General features: G+C 66.2%; 18 protein-coding genes. 11 read left to right on the top strand and 7 right to left on the bottom strand.

Annotation, left to right across the window (positions count from 1 at the left end; all coding sequences use genetic code 11):
- Positions 1-66 precede the first annotated feature (66 nt).
- The 3 genes from ABB30_RS03860 to ABB30_RS03870 all read right to left on the bottom strand — a co-directional run bounded on the left by ABB30_RS03860 (position 67) and on the right by ABB30_RS03870 (position 7,852).
- Complete coding sequence (locus ABB30_RS03860) at positions 67-2,898, bottom strand: TonB-dependent receptor plug domain-containing protein (protein WP_057636997.1); 2,832 nt, start codon at positions 2,896-2,898, stop codon at positions 67-69.
- Positions 2,899-3,212: 314 nt separating this feature from the next.
- Complete coding sequence (locus ABB30_RS03865) at positions 3,213-4,781, bottom strand: serine hydrolase domain-containing protein (protein ID WP_057636998.1); 1,569 nt, start codon at positions 4,779-4,781, stop codon at positions 3,213-3,215.
- A 68-nt stretch (positions 4,782-4,849) separates the two neighbouring features.
- On the bottom strand, positions 4,850-7,852 hold the full coding sequence (locus ABB30_RS03870) for a TonB-dependent receptor (protein ID WP_057636999.1): 3,003 nt from the start codon (positions 7,850-7,852) through the stop codon (positions 4,850-4,852).
- 376 nt (positions 7,853-8,228) lie between these two features.
- Here ABB30_RS03870 and ABB30_RS03875 point away from each other — a divergent pair, with 376 nt between their 5' ends.
- The 4 genes from ABB30_RS03875 to ABB30_RS03890 are packed head-to-tail and all read left to right on the top strand — an operon-like array spanning position 8,229 to position 13,006.
- Positions 8,229-9,659 carry a C40 family peptidase gene (locus ABB30_RS03875; RefSeq protein WP_057637000.1) on the top strand — a complete coding sequence of 477 codons (1,431 nt, stop codon included), beginning with the start codon at positions 8,229-8,231 and terminating at the stop codon, positions 9,657-9,659.
- Entirely contained in the window at positions 9,656-10,750 is a 1,095-nt protein-coding gene (locus tag ABB30_RS03880; protein WP_057637001.1) for a dipeptide epimerase, read from the top strand. The genes ABB30_RS03875 and ABB30_RS03880 overlap by 4 nt, the downstream gene beginning before the upstream one ends.
- A gap of 59 nt (positions 10,751-10,809) precedes the next feature.
- Positions 10,810-11,667: a MurR/RpiR family transcriptional regulator gene (locus ABB30_RS03885; RefSeq protein ID WP_057637002.1), complete on the top strand. Its 858-nt coding sequence runs from the start codon at positions 10,810-10,812 to the stop codon at positions 11,665-11,667.
- Positions 11,668-11,716: 49 nt separating this feature from the next.
- On the top strand, positions 11,717-13,006 hold the full coding sequence (locus tag ABB30_RS03890; protein ID WP_245626411.1) for a dicarboxylate/amino acid:cation symporter: 1,290 nt from the start codon (positions 11,717-11,719) through the stop codon (positions 13,004-13,006).
- A gap of 56 nt (positions 13,007-13,062) precedes the next feature.
- Here ABB30_RS03890 and yiaA read toward each other — a convergent pair whose 3' ends face one another.
- Positions 13,063-13,494, bottom strand: a complete 432-nt coding sequence (yiaA, locus tag ABB30_RS03895; protein ID WP_057637003.1) for an inner membrane protein YiaA — start codon at positions 13,492-13,494, stop codon at positions 13,063-13,065.
- Positions 13,495-13,632: 138 nt separating this feature from the next.
- Here yiaA and ABB30_RS03900 point away from each other — a divergent pair, with 138 nt between their 5' ends.
- Positions 13,633-14,787: a PQQ-dependent sugar dehydrogenase gene (locus tag ABB30_RS03900; protein WP_057637004.1), complete on the top strand. Its 1,155-nt coding sequence runs from the start codon at positions 13,633-13,635 to the stop codon at positions 14,785-14,787.
- Between the two features lie 161 nt (positions 14,788-14,948).
- On the opposite strand, the gene ABB30_RS03905 is transcribed toward ABB30_RS03900, so the two are convergent.
- The 3 genes from ABB30_RS03905 to tsaD form a co-directional block, all read right to left on the bottom strand.
- A complete protein-coding gene (locus ABB30_RS03905; RefSeq protein ID WP_057637005.1) occupies positions 14,949-16,229 on the bottom strand; it encodes a mechanosensitive ion channel family protein in 1,281 nt (426 codons plus the stop codon).
- A gap of 28 nt (positions 16,230-16,257) precedes the next feature.
- Complete coding sequence (gene folB / locus ABB30_RS03910; protein WP_057637006.1) at positions 16,258-16,617, bottom strand: dihydroneopterin aldolase; 360 nt, start codon at positions 16,615-16,617, stop codon at positions 16,258-16,260.
- A gap of 85 nt (positions 16,618-16,702) precedes the next feature.
- Positions 16,703-17,731, bottom strand: coding sequence for a tRNA (adenosine(37)-N6)-threonylcarbamoyltransferase complex transferase subunit TsaD (tsaD, locus tag ABB30_RS03915; RefSeq protein ID WP_057637007.1), 1,029 nt, complete (start codon positions 17,729-17,731; stop codon positions 16,703-16,705).
- Positions 17,732-17,860: 129 nt separating this feature from the next.
- On the opposite strand from tsaD, the gene rpsU reads away from it, so the two are divergent.
- The 6 genes from rpsU to ABB30_RS03945 all read left to right on the top strand — a co-directional run bounded on the left by rpsU (position 17,861) and on the right by ABB30_RS03945 (position 22,931).
- Entirely contained in the window at positions 17,861-18,076 is a 216-nt protein-coding gene (gene rpsU / locus ABB30_RS03920; protein ID WP_057637008.1) for a 30S ribosomal protein S21, read from the top strand.
- A 153-nt stretch (positions 18,077-18,229) separates the two neighbouring features.
- Complete coding sequence (locus ABB30_RS03925; RefSeq protein WP_057637009.1) at positions 18,230-18,676, top strand: GatB/YqeY domain-containing protein; 447 nt, start codon at positions 18,230-18,232, stop codon at positions 18,674-18,676.
- A 124-nt stretch (positions 18,677-18,800) separates the two neighbouring features.
- A complete protein-coding gene (locus tag ABB30_RS03930) occupies positions 18,801-19,661 on the top strand; it encodes a YihY/virulence factor BrkB family protein (RefSeq protein ID WP_057637010.1) in 861 nt (286 codons plus the stop codon).
- 30 nt (positions 19,662-19,691) lie between these two features.
- A complete protein-coding gene (gene dnaG, locus ABB30_RS03935; protein ID WP_057637011.1) occupies positions 19,692-21,437 on the top strand; it encodes a DNA primase in 1,746 nt (581 codons plus the stop codon).
- A gap of 10 nt (positions 21,438-21,447) precedes the next feature.
- Entirely contained in the window at positions 21,448-21,960 is a 513-nt protein-coding gene (locus tag ABB30_RS03940; RefSeq protein ID WP_057637012.1) for a protein tyrosine phosphatase family protein, read from the top strand.
- On the top strand, positions 21,957-22,931 hold the full coding sequence (locus tag ABB30_RS03945) for a bile acid:sodium symporter family protein (protein ID WP_057637013.1): 975 nt from the start codon (positions 21,957-21,959) through the stop codon (positions 22,929-22,931). Before ABB30_RS03940 ends, ABB30_RS03945 begins: the two co-directional genes overlap by 4 nt.
- The last annotated feature ends 122 nt before the right edge of the window (positions 22,932-23,053 follow it).

Consider the following 23,053-nt stretch of genomic DNA (forward strand, 5'->3'; position numbering starts at 1 on the left):
CGGCGGCAGACAAAAAACGCCCCCGCAAGCGGGGGCGTTGGTCAGATGACCACAAGCAATAGCGGCTCAGAAATCATACTGCAGGGCCAGCAGCCAGGAGCGGCCACGCGGATCGGCAATACGGGTTTCCCAGGCCGCACCGGCTGCATAGTCGTTCTGGTGGGCGGTGAACGGCGGATCGGTATCGAGCAGGTTGCGGATGCCGGCGGTGACCTTGAGCTGGTCGATGCCGGTCCAGCTGACCGAGTAGTTGTAGACGGTGTAGCTGTCCACTTCCGGGTTCCAGGCGCTGGGCACATAGGTGCCGTTGGCCACGCTGATCGGCTGCTCGTCCTTGTAGCTGTGGCGGTAGACCTGGGTCAGGGTGTGGGCCCAGTCACCACGGCTCCAGGTAAAGCCCAGGGTGTGCTTCCACTTGATCGGCAGGTTGTAGTAGCGCACGTAGTCGCCGACCAGGTCATCGCTCCACGGCAGGCTGGCCAGGCCCTTGGTCTTGAAGGTGTCGATGTAGCTGCCGTTGAAGCCCAGCTGCCAGGTGCCACCGGCCAGTTCGCCACGCAGGCTGCTGTCCAGTTCGATGCCGCTGGTCAGGGTGCCACCGGAGTTGATGTAACGGCGGTCGATGGCCACCACCTGGCCGGACGCATCGCGGATCCAGTTGGCGGTGAACTGGTCGTAGTTGTCGATCAGCACATCACGCGCGGCGGCGCGGATGGTTTCCAGGCGCTCGATCTCCCACCAGTCCAGCGACAGGTGGAAACGGTCGCTCGGCGACCACACAAAGCCCAGGCTGCGCTGTTCGGATTCCTCCGGCTTGAGGTCGGCCTTGCCGCCGAAGATTTCCACCGGGCGGATCATCTCGCAGCCGGGCACCGTCTCGTTGGCCCGTCCGCCCGGGCAGGAAGCCGGGTCGGCCAGGTCCAGGCCGGCGTACTGCTGCTCGGACATGCCGTTGAACAGCTGGTTGAAGCTGGGCACCTTGAAGCCGGTGCTGTAGGCACCGCGGAAGGCCAGCGAATCGATCGGCTGCCACTTGAAGGAGACCTTCGGGTTGGTGGTGGCACCGAAACCGGAGTAATGGTCATAGCGACCGGCCAGGGTCACATCCAGGGTGTCGTGCAGCGGCAGGTAGAACTCGGCAAACACCGCCTTGACGTCACGGTGCACCTTGTCCAGTGCATTGGCATCGTCGAACGGGGCATTGAAGATGGCCCGTGCGGTCTCGCGCGAATCGCCCTGGAACTTGTATTCCTCGCGGCGCAGGTCAATGCCGGTGGCCATCATCACCGCACCACCGGGCAGGCTGAAGCCCAGCTCGCCGGAGAAGGTGGCATCGATCTGGGTCAGGATCGACTCACCGCCATACAGCTTCACCCCGGCCGCCGAAGCGGCCTCCAGCGCGGCCATGCCGGCAGCGCTCTGCGACTCGCCAGGCAGCAGGAACGGGTCGATCAGGCCAGAGCCGAGCACGGCCTTGAGCTGGTCCATGTAGTGGTAGCCACTGACCAGGGTGGAAGAGGAATCACTGGAAGCCCGCGACACACCGGCGGTGTAATCCCAGCTGCCGATCTGCCCTTCCAGCCCGGCCAGGAAACGCCAGGAGGTGGTTTGAGTCTCGATGCTGCGCGGGCCGCAGGCCACACAACGCCAACGGTAGGCAATCGGCGCACCGTAGTTCAGGCCCGCGGTGCCGAAATAGCCGGCCAGGGCGTCGTACACGCGGTCGTAATTGGCCCCGCTGGCCGGGTACCAGCTGTCAATGCTGAAGGCAGTGGCCGAGGTCGAGGTGGAGGAGGAAATCTGGTTCGGCTCGAAGGCCTTGCGCACTTCAACCCTGGAGGCGGTCAGCTCGACAAACGCCTGGTGGCCGTTACCGAAGGCAAAGGTGCCGCGGCCGATGAAGTCCACATTCTTCTGCGGCTGCTGGATGATCGCCGCCGAAGGGTAGTCATAGGCGCAGGCATAGCGCGAGGACGCCGAGCCCCACAGGCGGTGGTCATACGGGCCCATCATGGCCCCGCCGCTCTCGCAGCCGGCGCCGCCGGGGATGTCCAGGATGTTGATCGCGGTCTGCCGTGACCCGTCCAGCGGGTCGGTCAGGCCACTGCCGATCAGGCCGCCGGCCTGGTTGAACACGGTCGCAAACGGCGTGCCGCGGCTGTCCGGCGACAGGCCACGCTCGGGCTGGAAGGTGTTGGAGAAATCGCGGTCGGTACCGCGCAGGATCTCGTTGGACTTGACGCTGAGCGAGCCGAACACGTTCCAGCCGTCATTGGCCAGGTCACCACCGCCGGCCAGCAGGTTGGCGCTGTACATGTTGCCGCCACCGGCTTCGGTGGTATCGGTGTTGAGCGAGACCTGTGCGCCCTGGTAATCGCGCCTGGTGATGAAGTTGATCACGCCGCCGATGGCATCGGTGCCGTACATCGCCGAGGCGCCATCGCGCAGCACCTCGACCCGGTCGATGGCCGCAAACGGAATGGCATTCAGATCCACCGCCCGGCCCTTCAGGCCGTGGCTGGCCACGCGCCGGCCATTGAGCAGGACCAGGGTCGCATCGGCGCCCTGGCCGCGCAGGTTGGCACCGGACACACCGTTGTTGCCGCGCTGTTCTTCGGAGACGATGCCGCCGTTGGCGGCCAGGTTGTCCGAACCATTGCCGGCGATGTTGAGGTACATCATCAGCTGCTCGGCCGAATTGATGCCCTGGGCCTCGATCTGGGCTTTCTGGATCACCGTGATCGGCAGCGCGGTTTCCACATCGGTGCGCTTGATCGCGCTGCCGGTGACCCGCACCTTGTCCAGCGTCTGCGGCTCGCCGCCCTGCTGTGCGTGGGCCACTACCGGGGTGATCATGCAGGCCATTGCAATGGCCATGCCCAGCTTGTTCAACGTCATCGTTCTCTCCTGATCGGCACACAAGACCGCCGCACGACGACAGGCGCATGACCCGGCAACGCTGCAGCGACCTCGACTGTCTTGGACTGCGAACCACGCACTACGAACTGCCAACTGCCAACTGCTTCCTCCTGCCCGCCCGGCGCCCGGCCTGGCGTGGCCGTTGCGGGGGCATCACACCCCAGAAGATGAACAGATGTTTAACACGCAGTTCACAAAACCGTCAACGCATGCACACAAGACCTGCACGACAACAAAAACGCCGCGCCCATCACGGGCGCGGCGTTGCCAGGGCAACCTGCAGCTGCCCAGGCTCAGGGACAATCGGCGATACGGGTGAAGGCCAGGTCCGGGTAGTCGTAGCTGAAATCGATATCCGGGTCGATCGCGGACAGCTGCATCTGCCACACACCAACGGCGTCGGGCTGCAGCTGCAGCCAGGCATCGGCGTCCTCACCCAGCTGTTGCCAATCCAGCAGCAGGCGGCCATCGAGCTGCTTGACCTGCGCCTGCATGCGCGGGGATTTTTCCGACTGCCACTGCAGCTGCCCCTGCTGCGGGCACAGGCGCACCTGGCCAAACCAGGGATCGCGGTACAGGCCCTGCGCAGCAGGCAGGTAGCGGCCGGACACCGCCTTGGCCGCGGCCGTATCCGGGCGACTCCGCCCCGCTGCGCGGGCCTGGCCGGCCTCGGCATCGAGCTGATCGGCATAGTGGGCCACATCCAGCCCGGCCCCGGGCTGGGTCCAGCGCTTGAGCAGGGCCTGCATCAGGGTGGTGCGCGCGGCTTCGCCGGCACCGTTGATCAGGATCACCACGCCGTTGCGGCTGTCCGGCAACAGGGCCAGCGAGGAATACATGCCGGACAGGGTGCCGGTGTGGGCCACCTTCCACTGCCCGTCCATGTCCGACAGGCGCCAGCCATAGCCATAGGCGTAGAAGTGGCTGTTGTCCCAGTCACGCAGGCGCTGGCTGATCGGCATCGGCATGTGTGCGGTCCACAGCGCGCGGCGCTGGGTGGCATCCAGCCAGCCCGGCACTACGGACGGATCCAGCAGCACCTGGCTCCAGCGCAGCATGTCATTGAGCGAGCAGCGCACACCGCCGGCGGCCATGGAGGGGAAATCGGCTTCCCAGTCGCCATCGCGGCGGCCAACCACATGCGTGCCGCCACTGCGGTAATGCGGCTGGGCCACATTGCCCACGGTGGCCGGTGACCAGTCCCCGGCCTGGCAACGGGTCATCCCCAGCGGCACGAAGATTTCCTCGCGCAGCAACTGGTTGAACGGCTTGCCGGCGGCCGCGGCCGCCACTTCGCCGGCCACCACGTAAAGCAGGTTGTCGTAGGCATAACCGGCACGGAAGCTGCTCACCGGTTTGAGATGGGCCAGGCCGGCAATGATGTCGGCGCGGTCAAAGTCATTGGGCTCGGGCCACAGCATCAGGTCGCCCGCCCCCAGGCCAAGGCCGGAGTTGTGGATCAGCAGGTCGCGCACCTGCATGTGCCCGGTCACCCAGGCATCGTGCATCGCAAACTGCGGCAGGTGCTTGATCACCGGGTCGTCCCAGGCCAGCTTGCCGGCCTGCACCAGCCGCGCCAGTACCGCCCCGGTCATCGCCTTGGTGTTGGAGGCGATCTTGAACAGCGAATCGGCATCCACTGCTCTGTCACCATCGATGGCCAGCTTGCCGCGGGTGGCGATGTGCACCACCTGGCCATCCTGGATCACCCCCACCGCCATGCCCGGCAGTGCGTAGCGCGCGAAGGCCTGGTCGACCAGGCGCTCCACCTCATCGTCCGTTGCCGGGGTGGCCTGTGCTGCCAGCGGCAGCCATGCCAGTGCGGCGCCCAGCGCCAGTGCCCATGATGGTTTGCCCTGCATTGCCTTGCTCCTTGCCCTGAAATGACAACGGCCCGCAGTGCGGGCCGTTGTGGTTTACACCGGTGTGCTTAGAAGTTCCAGGTCACGACCAGCTGGGTGTAACGCGGCGACTGCCAGTTGGTGGCGGTGCCGAAGGTGTCACGCATCACGCCCGGCTGACCTTCGTAACGGGCAGCGATATTGGTCACTTCCTGGTCGTTGAGCAGGTTGTAGACCGACAGGCGGGCCTTCAGGTCGATGTGCTCGACCGGCAGGGTCCAGGTGACGGTAGCACCCAGGTTGTAGGTCCACGGCAGGTCGCCGAAGGCACCACGTTCGGAGTACTTGTACTCGCGGTCCTGCCACGGGCCGGCACAGTTGGCCACGCACAGCCAGCCGGTACCGCCGCCGCTGCCGGTGTTGGTATAGCTGGCCACGGCACGGTCTTCGTCCGGCCAGGTCACACCGAAGGCGGTGATCGGGCCACCGGACATGGCGCTCAGGGTGCCGCCAATGCTCCACATCTCGTTGAACTTGTAGCTGGCGCGCAGCTTGATCTGGTGGCGGCGGTCGTTGAACAGGGCGCCATAGCGCTCGTTGTTGGCCGGGTGATCCCAGTGCTGGACCATGCCGGTGTCACCGTAGTTGGTATCCGAGTTGACCGGACCTTCGTGGTTGCCGTCGCTCTTGGACCAGATGTAGGAGGCATTGAAGGCCCACTTGTCATCCCAGGCGCGGTCGATCTGGAACTCCACCGATTTGTAGGTACGCTTGGGCTTGGAGTAACCGATGATGCGGTTGCTGCCGTTGGTGATGTAGCCCTCCTTGGAGGTGTCGATGGTCACCCAGCCGTCCTGGGCGCAGCCCATGTCGGTGGTGCCCCACAGGGTCAGCTTGTCACCCGGGTTGGCCACCGGCCACAGGTTGGAATGGCGCACGCCGCACAGGGCGTTGATGAGCATGTCATCCAGTGCGTTTTCCATTTCGCGGTAGGTACCGGTGACACCCCAGGACCAGGCGTCGTTGATCATGGCCTGGAAGCCGAGGATGGCCTCATCCTGGTACACCGCATCCAAGTCACGGTCGATGCTCTGGCGCAGGTCAGCAACGGAGATGTTGGCCGAGGTGTCCACTGGGCCCAGCTGCTGACCCAGCACCGGCGCCAGGTAGGTGGTGCCGGTGACCGGGTTGGTCTGGGTGGTGAAGCCATCCAGCGCGTAGTAGCTGCGCTCGTCCTTCAGGCCGCCGGCAAAGTTGTAGCTCAGGATGCTCGGGATCGGCATGTAGTAACGGCCGAGGTTACCGAACAGCTTGGTGCTGCCGTCGCCCTTCATGTCCCAGGAGAAGCCCAGACGCGGCGAGAACAGGTTGTCCTGCTTGGTGAAGGTGGTGCCGGCCGCGGTCATGTTCTCGAACGTGTCCATGCGCACGCCCAGGTTGAGCATCAGGCCCGGGGTCACGTTCCAGTTGTCTTCCAGGTACCAGGCGCTGGCCTTGATGTCGAACTTGCCGCCGTCGGCGCGCTCGCGCACGTAGACCATCTCGGTGACGCCGGCCGGGACCACTGCGCCGTTGTCCAGCAGGTCGCCGGGCTTGGTGCCGTAGATGGTGTGGTACTTGCGGCTGGCACCCGGATAGAAGGTGGTGCGGTCGGTGGTCATCAGCTCGTGATCCCAACCGAAGCGCAGCTGGTGGTCGCCCAGCACCCACTCAAAGTCCAGACGCTTGGCCACGCGCTCGTCTTCATGCGAGACGACGGTGCCGCCCGGGTGGCAACCCAGGGTCGGGCTGCCCATCGCGCGGTAGGTGTTGCCCCAGCTGGCGTTGTTGTAGGTGTAGTAATCGCACAGCGAATCGGCCGGCGAGCTGTTGTAGCTGCTGGAGCGGTTGATGCCGTACATCGCCTTGGCGCTGAAGGTATCGGTCAGGTGTGCGGTGTAGGTCAACGAACCGCTGGTGCCGCCGCTGGACGCGGTGGAGGTGCTGAGCACCTCGTTGCCGCGCTTGCCGGTGGCAAAGTCATAGGTATAGGTCTCGTAGTCGGTGTCGCCCTCGTCGGAGAAGGCCATCAATTCCAACAGGTGGTTGTTGTTGATGTTCCAGTCCAGCTTGGCGCCCCAGAAACCGTTGTCCGATTCACGCCCGGTCCAGCGCTCGCCGGCGTTGTTGGTGTAGCCACCGTGGTTGTCGCGCTGCTCGTACATGGCAAACAGGAACAGCTTGTCCTGGACCAGCGGACCGGAGGCCCAGACGTTGGTCTTCAGGTCGCTGCTGCGGTTCTGGCTGGAGCGCACGTTGACGCGGCCATCAGCGTAGTAATGATCCTCGGCACTGGCACGCCCGGCTTCCGGTGCGAAGGTGACTTCGATGCCGCCTTCCAGCTCGTTGCTGCCCGAGCGGCTGACCGCATTGATCACGCCGCCGGTGGAGCGGCCGAACTCGGAGGAGTAACCGCCGGTCTTGACCTGGAACTCCTTGAAGAAGGCGAACGGTGCGGCCGAGAAGCTCTGGCGCTTGTAGAAATCGGTGACGTTCAGGCCGTTGATGAACACCGAATTCTCGGCCACCGACGAACCGCCGAAGGAGATGCCGCCGAAGCTGGAGTTGCCGCCGACCACGCCCGGAGCGAGCAGGGCCACCGAGGACATGTCCTGGGCCACCGGCATGCGCGCCAGTTCTTCGCGGTTGACGTTGAAGGAGGATTCGGTGGAGTAGACGTCCACGCGGTTGATCACGCGGGCACCGCTGACCTGGACGGCATCCAGGGTGCTGGTGGCGTCATTGCTGCCTGCGGCCAGGTTGACCGTGGCGGTGCCACCGAGCGGCACGGCCACGCTGACTTCATCGCCACCACGCTTGACGGTGTAGTTGCCCACCGGCAGCTGGGTCAGGCGGTAGCTGCCATCGGCGCCCACGGTCACGCTGCGGGTCAGGCCGGTGGCGGTATTGGTGATGGTGATCTGGTCACCGGCGGCGGCACGGCCGGCAACGGCACCGGTGGCGCTCTGCGCAAACGCCATCGGGGCCATCGAGCCCAGGCAGGCACCCAGTGCCACGCACAGCGCGGCGCGCTTGAAAGTATTGCGGTTCATTCCCTGCTCTCTCCTGCAGTGATTTGTCACGATTGATGATCTGGCCGGCTGCCAGTGCCCAGGGCACCGGCAGCAATCGGCGGGAACGAGCGAGGGTGCTGCGCCGCGCTCTTTGCCGGGGTACTGCGATAACTCTCTGCTCAACTCCTGCATGCGCCGCGCGCCTGTCCTGCGGCCCACGGACGGACCACCGAAGCGGTCCTTGGCCATGGCATGACCTGCGGGACACGGCTGCCGGTTCGTCATGAAGCGTTCATAATGACCAGCACGGGCTATTTATCACGCAACCGTCATTCGGTCAATAATTTATTCTTGCACTTCGCGCTGAAAGGAATAACTATTCATGATCAGCCCGTCGTCCCGCCGAGGATTCTTGATGTCCGCCCGCCTCCTGTCCCGTCGCCTGCCCCTGTTGCTGGCCACCGCCCTGCTGCTGGGCAGCAGCCTGCCGGCACTCAGTGCGCCCCGTGCGCTGGCCGCCGAAGACCATGCCGCGGTGGTCGGCCTGCGCGAGGACTACCTTGCCGCCAGCTACTGGATCAACCGTCTGGAGCAGGCCGATGCGCTGATCCTGGACCGCGCCGCGATCAACGCCCAGAACGCACGCATGCGCAGCCTGGACAGTTCGATCCATGACCTGCGGCAGATTCCGGCCACCCTGCGTGGTGACTGGGTGCGCGAGCAGATCGAAAAATCGGCCAGCGTGCCGACCCGCCAGTACTTCGGCCAGGACCACCAGGCCATCGATGCAGCGGTGATCAGCGCCCAGGTCGACAACCGCGGCCTGGGCAACATCGCAGGACAGGCAGCAGCCCGTTACGGCCTGGTCACCCACCGCGCCGACCTGCGCGCCTTCCCGACCACCCTGCGCGTGTTCAACAGCGCCGGTGATACCGACATTGACCGCTGGCAAGAATCGGCGCTGTTCCCCGGCGATGCCGTGGTGGTGCTGCATGAAAGCGCCGACGGCAACTGGTACTTCGTGGCCAGCGAACGCTATCAGGCCTGGGTGGAGAAGAAGCACGTGGGCATCGGCGATGCCGCCACCGTTTTCAACTACGGCCAGGGCAAGGATTTCCGCATCATCACCGGCGCCACCGCGCACACCGTGCACACCCCGGAAGAGCCGCGGGTATCGAACCTGCAGCTGGACATGGGCATCAAGGTGCCGGTGTTGGCTGACTGGCCGGCCGCCAACAACGTCAACGGCCAGCAGGGGCACGCCCACTGGGTGATCCAGCTGCCGGTACGCAACGATGACGGCTCGCTGGCCCTGGTGCCGGCCCTGCTGCCGCGCTCGGCCGACACGGCCGCCGACTACCTGCCGCTGACCGGCCGCAACCTGCTCACCCAGGCCTTCAAATTCCTCGGCGAGCGCTACGGCTGGGGCCACAGCTACAACACCCGCGACTGCTCGGGCTTCGTCTCGGAGATCTACCGCAGCTTCGGCATCGTGCTGCCGCGCAACACCTCCAGCCAGGGCATCAGCCCGGCCCTGGACCGCATTGCCTTTGATGCCGGCAGCAGCGCGGCCCAGCGCCAGGCCGCCGTGGACGGCATGCAGCCAGGCGACCTGGTCTACATCCCGGGCCACGTGATGATGGCCATCGGCAAGGTCGACGGCCTGACCTGGATGATTCACGACACCAATGGCGGCAGCTTCCTCGGCCTGGATGGCAAGCGCGTGGCCGCCCAGCTCAATGGCGTCTCGGTGACCCCGCTGGAGCCGATGATGGCCAGCGATACCGCCACCTATGTCGACCGCATGACCAACATCCAACGCATCCGCAAGACCAACGACAAATGAAGATCACCGACATCCGCCTGGGCATGCTGCGCGTGCCCCTGAAGACCCCGTTCAAGACCGCCCTGCGCACCGTGGACACCGTGCAGGACGTGGTCGTGCAGGTGCATACCGATACCGGCCACATCGGCTGGGGCGAGGCACCGGCCACCGCGGTCATCACCGGCGACATCCATGGCTCGATCATCGATGCCATCCGCACCTGCATCGCGCCGCGCCTGATCGGCCGCGAAGTTGCCGATCTGAACCGCAACTGCGCCCTGGTGCAGTCGTCGATGATCCACAACACCAGCGCCAAGGCGGCAGTGGAAATTGCCCTGTACGACCTGTGGGCGCAGCTGCACAACGCCCCGCTGTACCAGATGCTGGGCGGCGGCGAGCCGGTGATCACCTCCGACATCACCATCTCGGTGGACCACATCGACAAGATGGTGGCCGATTCGCTCTCTGCCCTGGAGCGCGGCTTTGAATCGCTGAAGATCAAGGTCGGCAAGGACATCGGCCTGGACATCGAACGGGTCAAGGCCATCCATGCCGCGGTTGATGGCCGCGCCCTGCTGCGCCTGGATGCCAACCAGGGCTGGACCGCCAAGCAGGCGGTGTATGCGATGAACGCACTGGAAAATGCCGGGGTCGAGCTGGAACTGCTGGAGCAGCCGGTCAAGGCCGATGACATCGTCGGCCTGAAGTACGTCACCGACCGCGTCAACACCCCGGTGATGGCCGATGAAAGCGCCTTCAGCCCGCTGCAGGCCATCGACCTGATCCAGCAGCGCGCCGCGGACATCATCAACATCAAGCTGATGAAGACCGGCGGCCTGTCCAATGCCATCCGTGTGGCCGACATTGCCGCCCTGCACGGGGTGCCGTGCATGATCGGCTGCATGCTCGAGTCCTCGATCTCGGTGGCCGCTGCGGTGCACCTGGCCGTGGCCAAGAGCGATGTGATCACCAAGATCGACCTGGACGGCCCGTCGCTGTGCGCCTTCAACCCGGTCACCGGCGGGGTCAACTTCAACGAGTCGGAGATCTCCATCACCGACGCGCCCGGCCTGGGCATCACCGAAGTGCAGGCGCTGGAAATGATCGCCTGATCCCCTGTCAACGGCGGCCGCATGGCCGCCGTTTTTGCTTGTGCGAAAGGAGTTGCACCATGCCACCACTGACGCGCATTGCCGCCGAGCGCGAACGCATGAGCGCCATCGAACGGCGCATCGCCGATTTTCTGTGCGACAACGCCCACCTGCTGCGCGATTACTCCTCCCAGCAAGTGGCCCATGCGCTGGGCATCAGCCAGTCCTCGGTGGTCAAGTTCGCGCAGAAGTTCGGCTATCGCGGCTATCCGGACCTGAAGTTTTCCATCGGTGTGGCCGTGGCCCGCCATGGCGAGGAGCTTCCTGACAGCCCGGACAGCGCGCCGGTCAGCGCGCCGGAGGATGCGGCCGAACTGGCCCTGCGCGAGCTGAGCAGCCTGCGCCAGGCGGCCCAGCTGCAGACCCAGCTGACCAACCCGCTGCCACTGCTGCAACAGGCCGTGGCCCTGATCGACCAGGCACCGCGCGTGTACGTGCACGGCCTGGGCGATGACGGCGTCTACGCACGCGACCTGGCCATGCGCCTGTCCCTGCAGGGCATCCTGGCCATCCACCATGCCGATGCGATCCTGATGCTGGCCGACCTGTCCACGGTGCGCGCCGACGATGTGCTGATCGTGCTGTCCGAGTACGGCAAGATGCAGCCGCTGGTGCACATCAGCCGCCAGTTCCAGGCCCTGGGCGGCAAGGTCATCACCATCACCCGGCACACGGCCAATCCGTTGCGTGCCAGTGCCGATACCGCCCTGGCTGCCTGCGCCAATGCCGATGCCCCTTACATGGCGCAACTGTTGTACCGTTCCTCGTTGCAATTGCTGCTGGACAGTGTGTTCGTGCTGCTGTGCCACGCCAACCCGGAGCGGCAACGCCAGCTCGGGGTCAACCTGGAACGTGTGGCCCAACTGATCGACGCCTGATTGCCAGCCCGGGCCCTGCCCTCCTGATATCACCACCGTGCCAACCACCATGCCTGAATCCAGCACCGCCTCCCGCTTCCGCCTGTCTGCCCCGTTGAAGGTCTTGCTGGGCCTGCTGCTGGGTGCATTGATCGGCCTGAGCCTGTCCTCCTGGAACCAGCCGCTGGCCCTGCAGGTGGCCGAATGGGCCAAACCGGTGGGCCGGCTGTGGCTCAACGCGCTGCAGATGACCGTGGTGCCGCTGGTCACCGCACTGGTGATCATGGGCGTGAACAACGCCAGCAACGCGGCCGCCTCCGGGCGCGCGGCGCGCAACGCCATCATTGTTTTCGCTGTGCTGCTGGTGGCCGCGGCCAGCTTCTCGGCGGTGGCAACCCCGGCCCTGCTCGGGCTGATCCCCAACGATGCGCAGACCCTGGAAGCCTTCCGCACTGCCCTTGGCGGTCACCACACTGCCGCCGTGGCCGCCACCCCGACCCAGTGGATTGCCACGGTGATTCCCAGCAATGCCCTGGCCGCGGCCGCGTCCAGCGCAATGCTGCCGCTGGTGGTGTTTGCCCTGTTCTTCGGCTTCGCCCTGAGCCGCCAGGATGCCGAGCGCCGCGAACGCCTGCTCGGCCTGATCAGCATCATCGCCGACACCATGATCACCATCATCCGCTGGGTACTGTGGGCCGCACCGCTGGGCGTGTTCTCGCTGGTGCTGGTGGTCTGCGCCGAGGTCGGCATCAGCGTGCTGGGCGTGTTCGGCTGGTACATCCTGGTGATGTGCGCGGTCTACATCCTGGTCACCCTGCTGCTGTACGTGGTGGCCGCGCTGGCCGCACGCGAGAACCTGCGCCGCTTTGCCCGCGCCCTGCTGCCGGTGCAGCTGATTGCCGGCAGCACCCAGTCCTCGCTGGCCTCGCTGCCGTCGATGATCGACAGCGCGCGCAACCGCCTGGGCTACCCGGCCGCCCTGACCTCGCTGATGCTGCCGATGGCCGTGTCCCTGTTCCGGGTCACCAGCCCGGCCCAGTACATCGCCGTGGCCAGCTTCATTGCCTGGCTGTATGGGGTGGAGCTGGGCTTTTCCCAGTATGCGGTCGCGGTGCTGCTGGCCGCGGCCATCAGCATGGGCTCCACCGGCCTGCCCGGCCAGGCCAACTTCCTGACCAACAACCTGCCGGTCACCCAGTCCCTGGGCCTGCCGGTGGAACCGCTGGGCGTGCTGCTGGCCATGGACACCATCCCGGATGTGTTCTGCACCGTGGGCAATGTCACCGGCCACATGACCGCCACCGCCGTGATTGCCCGCCACGAGGCCGGCAACGACAGCCCACCGGCCGGCCCGGCATGAACACAACACAGGCGCCATTGGCGCCTGTGTTGTTTTACCGGCCAAAGCGCGTGGTGTCAGTCGCGCGGCGGCAGCGGCGGCAAGCTGCCCTTGTCGGCCAGCATCAGGTCGCGGGTGTTCTTCTGCACCGCCACCGCACCGAACAGGGCCAGCGCATAGGCCATGCCGTAAAACCCCTTCTCGCTGAGCAGCAGCGCGGCGTTGAACAGGCCGATCACCAGCAGCGACAGGGCGCTGAGCAGGGCAAACCAGCACAAGCCGTAGTACAGGCCACTGACCGGAATGTCTTCCTGGCGGTCACGTACGCTCTTCTGCAGCGACACCGCCGCGAACAGGCCAAACAGCAGCAGGGTCAGGTAATAACCCTTTTCATTGAGCAGCATCTGCGCATTGAACAGGCCGATCAGGTAGGCACAGCTGCCCAGCAGGATCGCCGACCACGACGCGGCAACGAAGGCCGCCGAAGGTTTGTTTACTGCCACTGTCATCACCTCTCCTTTTGATCTGGATGGCCGGGCCACTCCTGCGCCCGCCGTTGCGGCAGTCTACCCATGCACATGGTGTCTTGGGCAAACCATCACCGATGCGGTAAAAGACAGCATCACGACTGTCTTGTGGGAACCGCCATGCACCGTAGCCTCGCCCTTTCCATTGCCCTGGCGCTGTCGCCGCTGGCCGCCCTGACGGCCTGTGCGCAGGCACCGGACCCGGCCGCCGAGGCTGCCGTGCAGCAGGCCGACTGGCCGTTCCAGGCCACCGAAGTGGCCCGATTTGCCGCCCCCTGGGCGATGACCTTCCTGCCTGATGGCCGCGCCCTGGTCACCGAGAAGGCCGGCGTGCTCAAACTGGTGGACGTGGCCAGCGGCCAGGCCCGCGATGTGGACGGGGTGCCGGCGGTGGCCTTCGGTGGCCAGGGCGGGCTGGGCGATGTGATCATCCACCCGGCCTTTGCCGACAACGGTCTGGTCTACCTCAGCTATGCCGAGGAAGGCCAGGACGACACCCGCGGCGCTGCCGTGGCCCGCGCGCACCTGGTCGATGGCGGCAACGGCCTGGCCCTGGAAGGCCTGGAAGTGATCTGGCGCCAGGTGCCCTACACCACCGGCCGCGGCCATTACGGCCACCGCCTGGCCTTCGGCCCGGACGGCAAGCTGTGGATCAGTTCCTCCGAACGCCAGAAGTTCGACCCGGCCCAGGACATGGCCACCAACCTGGGCAAGATCATCCGTCTCAACGATGACGGCTCGGTGCCGGCCGACAACCCGTTTGCCGACCAGCCCGCCCCGGCCAACCAGGTCTGGTCGCTGGGCCACCGCTCGGTGCTGGGCATCGCCTTTGACGGCAATGGCCAGCTGTGGGAACACGAGATGGGCCCGAAGGGCGGCGACGAACTCAACCGCATCGTCAAGGGCGGCAATTACGGCTACCCGGTGGTCTCCAATGGCGACCACTACGACGGCCGCAGCATTCCCGACCATGACACCCGCCCGGAATTCCTCGCCCCCACCGTGACCTGGCGCTCGGTGATCTCGCCGGCCGGTTTCATCATCTACAACGGCGCGGCCTTCGCGCAGTGGCAAGGCTCGGGCTTCATCGGGGGGCTGTCGTCCAAGTCGCTGGTGCGGGTGGTGTTTGACGGCGAGACCGCGCGCGAGGCCGAGCGTTTTGCCATGGGCGAGCGCATCCGCGAGGTCGAACAGGGCCCGGACGGGGCCATCTGGCTGCTGCAGGACGGCGAAGCCGGGCGCCTGCTCAAGCTCAGCCCGAAGGGCAAGCAGTAAGGGAAGAGCAGTGAGCAGTGAGCAGTGAGCAGTGAGCAGTGAGAGCAGGCAACAGCTGCCCTGCAGCTGATCACTTCACCCCTCCCCCTCGCATCGCGAAAAAAAACAGGCCGGGCATTGCCCGGCCTGTTTTCCATGCCAGCGCCAGCTTGCAGGCAAGCTCAGTCGGCAATCACCGCACTGGCCTGTTCCTGCGCCTGCTGCAGGCCCATGAACATGGCATCGGAGGACTGCTGGAACACGCGCAGGCCGAACTCCGGCAGGATCGCCAGCAGGTGGTCGAAGATGTCGGACTGGGTCGTCTCGTACTCGGCCCAGACGGTGGAGGCAAAACACCAGATCTCCAGCGGCAGGCCGTGTTCGGTCGGTGCCATCTGGCGCACCATCACCGTCATGTCCTGCTTGATCCGCGGGTGGCTGCGCAGGTAGCGCTCCACATACACGCGGAAGGTCCCCAGGTTGGTCAGGCGGCGTGCATTGACCACCTCCGGATGCTGCTGGGCCATGGCCGCGTTGTACTGCCCCAGCTCCTCGCGCTTGCCGGCCAGGTAATCATCCAGCAGGGCGAACTGGTAGATGCGGCTGCGCAGGGCATCATCCAGGAAACGCACGCTGTGCTGGTCCAGATAGATCGAACGCTTGATCCGGCGTCCGCCCGATTCCTGCATGCCGCGCCAGTTCTTGAACGAATCGGTGACCAGCTTCTTGGTCGGAATGGTGGTAACGGTCTTGTCCCAGTTCTGCACGGTAACCGTGTGCAGGGCGATGTCGATCACATCGCCATCGGCGTTCTGGCTGGGCATTTCGATCCAGTCGCCGATGCGCACGCGGCCATCGCCACTGATCTGCACGCTGGCCACCAACGACAGGATGGTGTCCTGGAAGATCAGCATCAGCACCGCGGTGGCCGCGCCCAGGCCGGTCAGCACATGCAGCAGCTTGACCCCGGCCAGGGTCGCCACGATGGACAGGCCGGCCAGCACGAAGACCACGATCTTGGCCACCTGCAGGTAGCCCTTGATCGGTTTGTTGCGCGCATCGGGGCGGCGTTCGTAGAACGCATTGAAGGCATCAAAGGCATGGCTGACCGCCAGCGCGATGGTGGCCACCGTCCACACATGACAGGCGCCTTTGAGCAGGGCCACCAGCTCCACCGACAAGCCCGGCACGAAGGCCAGACCGCCGGCAATCACCACCGACGGCACCACGTTGGCCAGGCGGGCCACCGCCCGCATCGGCAGGGTAGTGTCATGTTCCGGCCCGGAGAGGCGGTCGATGATCTGCGCCAGGCCCTTGAGCAGGATGCGCTTGGTGATGAAGTTGGCCAGCCAGGAAACGGCGATCAGGGCCAGCAGGACCGCCGCTGGCCAGGCCAGCGGCCACGGTTCCAGGCTGCGTTGCAGGCTGCTCAGCCAGGGCAGGATTACGACCGGTTGTTGCATTGTTGCCTTACCTTCAAATACCAGAGGGTCACGCCAGCGCGCGGCTGCGTTCGATGATCACCCCGACCGCACGCGCACCGCGAACCGCACCGGGCTTGGACAGTTTCAGGCGCAGCCACTGCACGCCGAACTCCTCCAGCACGATGGCCGCACAACGCTCGGCCAGGGTTTCCACCAGGCCGAAGTCACTGGCGGCCACGAACTCGATCAGGCGCTTGCTCACCGCCTTGTAGTTGAGCGTGTGCTCGATGTTGTCGCTGGCCGCGGGCTTGCGGTTGTCAAAGCCCATTTCCAGATCGAACACCAGGGTCTGGCGGATCCGCCGCTCCCAGTCATAGATGCCGATCAGGGCCTCGATTTCCAAGCCTTCGATAAATACCTTGTCCATGGGCGATACGCTCGTTGGGCAATCAAAAAACAGGCACGGCCAAAGCGGGAGAGTTGCCCCGCTGCCGCGTCGGCAAGGCCGGCAGTCACACTGCCGGCAGGGTGGCCATGTCCCAGCGCGGCGTCACCGCAATGGCATCGTTGTCATTGCGCTGGCCGGCCTGCAGGCGCAGCGCACCGGCAAAGGCAATCATCGCGCCGTTGTCGGTGCACAGCGCCGGCGGCGGGAAGCAGACCCGGCCGCCGCGCTTGTGCGCCATTTCCTGCAGGCGCGCGCGCAGGCGCTTGTTGGCGCCCACGCCACCGGCCACGATCAGGGTGTCGCAGCCAGCCTCGTCCAGCGCGCGGCCGCACTTGATGGCCAGGGTCTCCACCACCGCATCCTCGAAGCCACGGGCGATGTCGGCCATGGTCTGCTCGCTCTGGTCGCTGGCGCGCCAGGCCAGCAGCACCTGGGTCTTCAGGCCGGAGAAACTGAAATCCAGGCCCGGACGGTCGGTCATCGGACGGGCGAACTTGAATGCGCCCGGCGTACCGTTCTCGGCCAGTTTGGCCAGCTGCGGACCACCCGGGTACGGCAGGCCCATCAGCTTGGCGGTCTTGTCGAAGGCCTCGCCGGCAGCATCGTCCAGGGTCTCGCCGAGCAGGCGGTACTGGCCGATGCGGTCCACCGCCACCAGCTGGGTATGCCCGCCGGAGACCAGCAGGGCCACGAACGGCGGTTCGGGCGGGTCGACATCCATCAGCGGGGCCAGCAGGTGGCCCTCCATGTGGTGCACGCCAATGGCCGGCACGTCCAGCGCCCAGGCCATCGAACGGGCCACCCCGGCGCCCACCATCAGCGCGCCGACCAGGCCGGGGCCGGCGGTATAGGCCACCGCATCAATCTCATCCACCCCGATACCGGCCTCGGCCAGGGTCTGCCGGATCAACGGCAGGGTTTTGCGCACATGGTCGCGGCTGGCCAGTTCCGGCACCACGCCACCGTATTGGGCGTGCAGCGCAATCTGGCTGTAGACCGCGTGGGCACGCAGCGCATCAGGGCCATTCAGGGCGGTGTCATAGACCGCCACACCGGTTTCGTCGCAAGACGATTCAATACCAAGGACTTTCATGGGCACCATTGTGAACCGCCTTGGCGCACAAACCAAACGCCGTTGGGGTTGCATGCTCGGCTCAGGCCCCTATAATGGGCGGCTCACCGGGTCTGGCCCGGTCTAATTGAGTCCGGAGATCCCGATCCCATGCCCAGCGTCAAAGTCCGCGAGAACGAACCCTTCGAGTTTGCTCTTCGCCGCTTCAAGCGCACCTGCGAAAAGGCCGGCGTGCTGGCCGAGACCCGCAAGCGCGAATTTTATGAAAAGCCGACCCAGGAACGTAAGCGCAAGGCCGCTGCCGCTGTAAAGCGTCAGATGCGTCGCTCTTCCCGCGACGTCACCAAGCGTCAGCGTCTGTACTGAGTCACGCAGCTCCCCCACGGTTTAGCTTTCGGGCAAGGCCATGACGGGAGTAAAAGCCGGCCACGCGCAAGCGTTGCCGGCTTTTTGCGTTTCCCCGAATTTCCCACTGAACCCGCGGCCCGCCCACCCCGGCCGCATGCAACGAGGTGCACCATGAGCATGAAGCAGCAGCTGACCGAGGACATGAAGGCCGCCATGAAGTCCGGCCAGAAGGACAAGCTGGCCGTCATCCGCCTGATCAACGCCGCCATCAAGCAGAAGGAAGTGGACGAGCGCATCGAGCTGGATGATGCCGCCGTGATCGCCGTGCTGGACAAGATGGTCAAGCAGCGCAAGGACTCCATCACCCAGTACGAGGCCGCCAACCGCGCCGACCTGGCCGATGTGGAAAAGGCGGAGATGGTCGTCATCGAAACCTACCTGCCGGCCAAGATGGACGAAGCGGCCATCGTTGCCGCCATCGAGGCCGCCAAGGCCCAGACCGGCGCCGCAGCCCCGGCCGACATGGGCAAGCTGATGGGCGTGCTCAAGCCGATGCTGGCCGGCCAGGCCGACATGGGCCTGGTGTCCAAGCTGGTCAAGGCCGCCCTGAACGGCTGATCGGCCACCGGCAATGGCCTGGGTGCAAGCCGGCCTGCGGGCCGGCTTCACTGTTTCTGGCCGCCGGACTTGCTGCAATGGGGCTCCAGCGGCCAAGGCCGCCTGTGACCGACCATGGACTGTGATGCCCCCATTTGCTTCCTGGCTGCAGCGCCTGCGCGACAGCCTGCCCGCCGCTGTCACCCAGCGTTTTTTGCAGGTTGGCGTGCCCGACCTGGCCGCCGCCCTGTCCTTCTACACCCTGCTCTCGCTGGCCCCACTGCTGGTCCTGTTGCTGTGGGTGACCGCCTCGCTCTACCCGCCGGCCCAGGCCAGCCTGGTGGCGCAGATCGGTGAGCTTGCCGGGCCCGCCGCGGCTGAAGTCGCCCGCACCGTGCTGGCCAATGCCAACAACCAGCCGGATATCGGCTCGCTGGCCGGGGTGGTCAGCACCGGCGGCCTGCTGTTCGGTGCCACCTTGGTGTTTGCCCAGCTGCAGGGGGCACTGAACCGCATCTTCCACAGCGAGCAGGCCCGCTTTGACGGCGTGCTGGGCTGGTTCAAGCAGCGCATGTTCTCGGCCGGGGTGGTGCTGGCCCTGGGCTTTTTGCTGATCGTGGCGATGGTGGCCAGCACCGCGGTGCAGGTGGCCTTCGCCCAGCTGCCATCGCTGCTGCCGGCCATCGCCAGCCTGACCACCCTGGCCGTGTATGCGGCCGCCTTTGCCTGCCTCTACCACTGGGTGCCCGACCGTCAGGTGCCGTGGAAGCAGGCCTGGCTGGGCGGGGTGATCACCGCGATCCTGTTCACCATCGGCCGCCATGCCATCGGCCTGTACCTGGCCAATGCCGCGCCCGGCAGCGCCTATGGCTCGATGGGTGCCCTGGTCTTGCTGCTGGTCTGGATCTACTACGCCTGCCTGGTGTTCTTTGCCGGGGCCATGGTCACCGCGGTGATCGACGAACGCGCCAGTGCGCGTCGGGCCGGGACTGCCTTGCCGGAGTAAACTGGGCGGCCTGCCTGATGACGAGTGCCCATGGCCCGCCTTCCTGACGCCTTCATCGACGAACTGCTCGCCCGCTCGGACATCGTCGAGGTGGTTGGATCGCGCGTGCCGCTCAAGCGCAAAGGCAAGGAATACGAGGCGCGTTGCCCGTTCCACGATGAACGCTCGCCCAGCTTCTATGTCTCCCCGACCAAGCAGTTCTACCACTGTTTTGGTTGCGGGGCCCACGGCACCGCGATCAGCTTCTTGATGAATTACGACCGCCTCGAGTTCCTCGATGCGGTGGACGAACTGGCCAAGCGCGCCGGCATGGAAGTGCCGCGTGACCCCAACCCGCGCAGCGCCCAGCAGGCCGACGACAGCCGCGACCTGTACGCGGCGGTGGAAGCGGCCAACCGCTTTTTCATCAAGCAGCTGGAAGGCAACGACAAGGCCAACGCCTATCTGGACGGGCGCGGCGTGGATGCCAGCGTGCGTGCACAGTTCCAGATCGGCTACGCGCCGGATGGCTACAGCGCGCTGAAGGATGCGCTGGGCAAGGACGAGCGGCGGATGAAGCTGCTCGAACGCGCCGGCCTGTTCTCCAGGAACGAGCGCGGCCATGTCTATGACAAGTTCCGCGACCGGGTGATGTTCCCGATCTTCGACCGCCGTGGCCGGGTGATCGCCTTCGGCGGCCGGGTCATGGCCAAGGACGACGGCCCCAAGTACCTCAATTCGCCGGAAACCACCCTGTTCCACAAGGGCCGTGAACTGTACGGCCTGTGGCAGGTGCGCCAGGCCAACCAGAAGATCGAGCGGCTGGTGGTGGTGGAGGGCTACATGGACGTGGTCAGCCTGTTCCAGTACGGCGTGCCGCAGGCGGTGGCCACCCTGGGTACGGCCACCACCCCGGACCATGCCGAGCTGCTGTTCCGCAATGCCCCGGACGTGTACTTCTGCTTTGACGGCGACAACGCCGGGCGCAAGGCCGCCTGGAAGGCGCTGGAATCGGTGATCCCGCGCATGAAGGACGGCCGCCAGGCCTTCTTCCTGTTCCTGCCCGATGGCGAGGACCCGGACACCATCGTGCGCAAGGAAGGCGCGGACGCCTTCAACGCGCGTCTGGCCCAGGCCACCCCGCTGTCGCAGTTCCTGTTTGACGAACTGGGCCGGGAGATCAACCTGGCCACCCTGGACGGGCGCGCGCGCCTGGCCGAGCGGGCCAAGCCGCTGCTGGCGCAGATTCCCGATGGCGCCTTCGGCGACCTGATGCGCGCCGAACTGGGCCGGCTCACCGGCGTCGGTGGCACCGCGGCCGCCGGCAACAGCGGCTTCGTGCCGCCACCGCCGCGTACCCCGGCCCGGCCCAGCACCCAGGCCACCCAGAAACGCTCGCTGGTGCGTGGTGCGGTGGCCGTACTGCTGCAGCAACCCTCGCTGGCACAGGCCCTGGAAGGCCACCACTTTGCCGGCCTGCGCCTGCCCGGGGTGGAATTGCTGCTGGAAATGCTGGAGATCATCGATGCGCGCCCGGACATTTCCACCGGCGCCCTGATCGCCCATTTCGAGGGTCGCCAGGAACAGCAGTGGCTCAACACCCTGGCCATGCAATCCCTGCCCGGCGACAGCGACAGCTGGCGCCAGGAACTGCACGATGCGGTGGCACAGCTGGAAAAGCAGCTGCTGCTGCAGCGCCTGGACGAACTGCAGGCCAAGGCCCGCGCCCAGGGCCTGGATGACACCGACAAATACGAACTGCGCGAGCTGCTCAAGGTTCGCGCCACCCTGCGCTAGGAGCCGTGCGATGAACCTTCGAGCCCTTGTTGCCAGTGCCATCGTGCTGCTGGCCAGCCCCTTTGCCCAGGCCGACGACGCCCTGCCCTTCAACCGGCCGCAGGCAGACCTGTACACCTACGGCCAGCCCAGTGCGGCGCAGCTGCAACAGGCCGCCGCGGCCGGCATCACCACCGTGATCGACCTGCGTACACCCGGCGAGGAGCGTGGCTATGACGAACAGGCCGCAGCCGAGGCACTGGGCCTGCGCTATGTGCGCCTGCCGGTGGCCGGAGGTGGTGGGCTGAGCGCGGACAACGCACGTGCCCTGCACCAGATCCTGGGCAACGACAGCGGCCCGGTGCTGCTGCATTGCGCCACCAGCAACCGCGCCGGCGCGCTACTGGCCCTGCGTGCCGCCCAGCAACAGGGTTGGGAAGCGCCCAGTGCACTGGAGCTCGGCCAGGCCGCCGGCCTGCGCCAGCCGGCCCTGCTCGAACAGGTCCGCCGGCAGATCACCCCGGACAGCACGCCGCAGCCATGAGGGCACTGGCCCGGCTGCGCCCGGACAACTTCACCCTGGCCCTGCTGGCCACGGTACTGCTGGCCAGCGTGCTGCCGGCACGTGGCGCCTTGGCCGGCGCGCTGGATGGCCTCACCGATGTCGCCATCGCCGTGCTGTTTTTCCTGCACGGGGCGCGCCTGCCGCGCCAGGCCGTGGTCGCCGGCCTGCTGCACTGGCGCCTGCATCTGGTAATTCTGGCCTGTACCTTTGTGCTGTATCCCCTGCTCGGGCTGGCCGCCGGCCCGCTGGCCCGGCTCGCGCTGACCCCGGAGCTGGCCCTGGGCCTGTTGTTCCTGTGCGCCCTGCCCTCCACCGTGCAGTCCTCCATCGCCTTCACCTCGCTGGCTGGCGGCAATGTCGCCGCTGCCGTGTGCAGCGCCTCGCTGTCCTCGCTGCTGGGGGTGTTCCTGACCCCATGGCTGATGACCGTGCTGGCCGGCAGCAGCGGCGCGATGGCCGACCCGCTGGGCGCGGTGGCCAAGATCATGCTGTTGCTGCTGGCCCCGTTCGTGGCCGGCCACCTGCTGAGGCCGCTCATCGGTGCCCGCGTCGATGCCCTCAAGCCCCTGCTGCGCTACACCGATCAAGCCACCATCCTGCTGGTGGTCTATGCCGCCTTCGGTGCGGCCGTGGTCGAAGGCCTGTGGTCACAGACCCCGCTGCCGGCCCTGCTGCTCACTGCGGCCGCCTGCGCACTGCTGCTGGCCATCGCCATGCCGCTGGTCTGGCTGATCGCCCGCCGCAGCGGCTTTGACCGTGCCGACCAGATCGCCATCCTGTTCTGCGGCACCAAGAAGAGCCTGGCCACCGGCGTACCGATCGCCAAGGTCCTGTTCGCCGGCGGCCCGCTGGGCGCCATCGTGCTGCCGGTGATGCTGTACCACCAACTACAGCTGATGGTCTGCGCCGTGGTCGCCGCGCGCCTGGGCAAGAACAACAGCGCCGGCTGACCTTCCCCCTTACCGCGCCTTGAGGCGTTCCCACAAAGCAGAGCAGCCTTGTTGGAGCAGCCCCGGCCGTGACGGCAGGTCCGCGCCACCGCGTCGCGCCTTGAGGCGCTCCCACAAAAGCA

The organism is Stenotrophomonas ginsengisoli, from assembly GCF_001431485.1.
In the GTDB taxonomy this organism is placed as follows: domain Bacteria; phylum Pseudomonadota; class Gammaproteobacteria; order Xanthomonadales; family Xanthomonadaceae; genus Stenotrophomonas; species Stenotrophomonas ginsengisoli.

Bases quoted from the DNA above. Each gene is read 5' to 3' on its own strand.
- ABB30_RS03860 (WP_057636997.1), bottom strand. From the start codon at position 2,898: ATGACGTTGAACAAGCTGGGCATGGCCATTGCAATGGCCTGCATGATC.
- ABB30_RS03865 (WP_057636998.1), bottom strand. From the start codon at position 4,781: ATGCAGGGCAAACCATCATGGGCACTGGCGCTGGGCGCCGCACTGGCA.
- ABB30_RS03870 (WP_057636999.1), bottom strand. From the start codon at position 7,852: ATGAACCGCAATACTTTCAAGCGCGCCGCGCTGTGCGTGGCACTGGGT.
- ABB30_RS03875 (WP_057637000.1), top strand. From the start codon at position 8,229: ATGTCCGCCCGCCTCCTGTCCCGTCGCCTGCCCCTGTTGCTGGCCACC.
- ABB30_RS03880 (WP_057637001.1), top strand. From the start codon at position 9,656: ATGAAGATCACCGACATCCGCCTGGGCATGCTGCGCGTGCCCCTGAAG.
- ABB30_RS03885 (WP_057637002.1), top strand. From the start codon at position 10,810: ATGCCACCACTGACGCGCATTGCCGCCGAGCGCGAACGCATGAGCGCC.
- ABB30_RS03890 (WP_245626411.1), top strand. From the start codon at position 11,717: ATGCCTGAATCCAGCACCGCCTCCCGCTTCCGCCTGTCTGCCCCGTTG.
- yiaA (WP_057637003.1), bottom strand. From the start codon at position 13,494: ATGACAGTGGCAGTAAACAAACCTTCGGCGGCCTTCGTTGCCGCGTCG.
- ABB30_RS03900 (WP_057637004.1), top strand. From the start codon at position 13,633: ATGCACCGTAGCCTCGCCCTTTCCATTGCCCTGGCGCTGTCGCCGCTG.
- ABB30_RS03905 (WP_057637005.1), bottom strand. From the start codon at position 16,229: ATGCAACAACCGGTCGTAATCCTGCCCTGGCTGAGCAGCCTGCAACGC.
- folB (WP_057637006.1), bottom strand. From the start codon at position 16,617: ATGGACAAGGTATTTATCGAAGGCTTGGAAATCGAGGCCCTGATCGGC.
- tsaD (WP_057637007.1), bottom strand. From the start codon at position 17,731: ATGAAAGTCCTTGGTATTGAATCGTCTTGCGACGAAACCGGTGTGGCG.
- rpsU (WP_057637008.1), top strand. From the start codon at position 17,861: ATGCCCAGCGTCAAAGTCCGCGAGAACGAACCCTTCGAGTTTGCTCTT.
- ABB30_RS03925 (WP_057637009.1), top strand. From the start codon at position 18,230: ATGAGCATGAAGCAGCAGCTGACCGAGGACATGAAGGCCGCCATGAAG.
- ABB30_RS03930 (WP_057637010.1), top strand. From the start codon at position 18,801: ATGCCCCCATTTGCTTCCTGGCTGCAGCGCCTGCGCGACAGCCTGCCC.
- dnaG (WP_057637011.1), top strand. From the start codon at position 19,692: ATGGCCCGCCTTCCTGACGCCTTCATCGACGAACTGCTCGCCCGCTCG.
- ABB30_RS03940 (WP_057637012.1), top strand. From the start codon at position 21,448: ATGAACCTTCGAGCCCTTGTTGCCAGTGCCATCGTGCTGCTGGCCAGC.
- ABB30_RS03945 (WP_057637013.1), top strand. From the start codon at position 21,957: ATGAGGGCACTGGCCCGGCTGCGCCCGGACAACTTCACCCTGGCCCTG.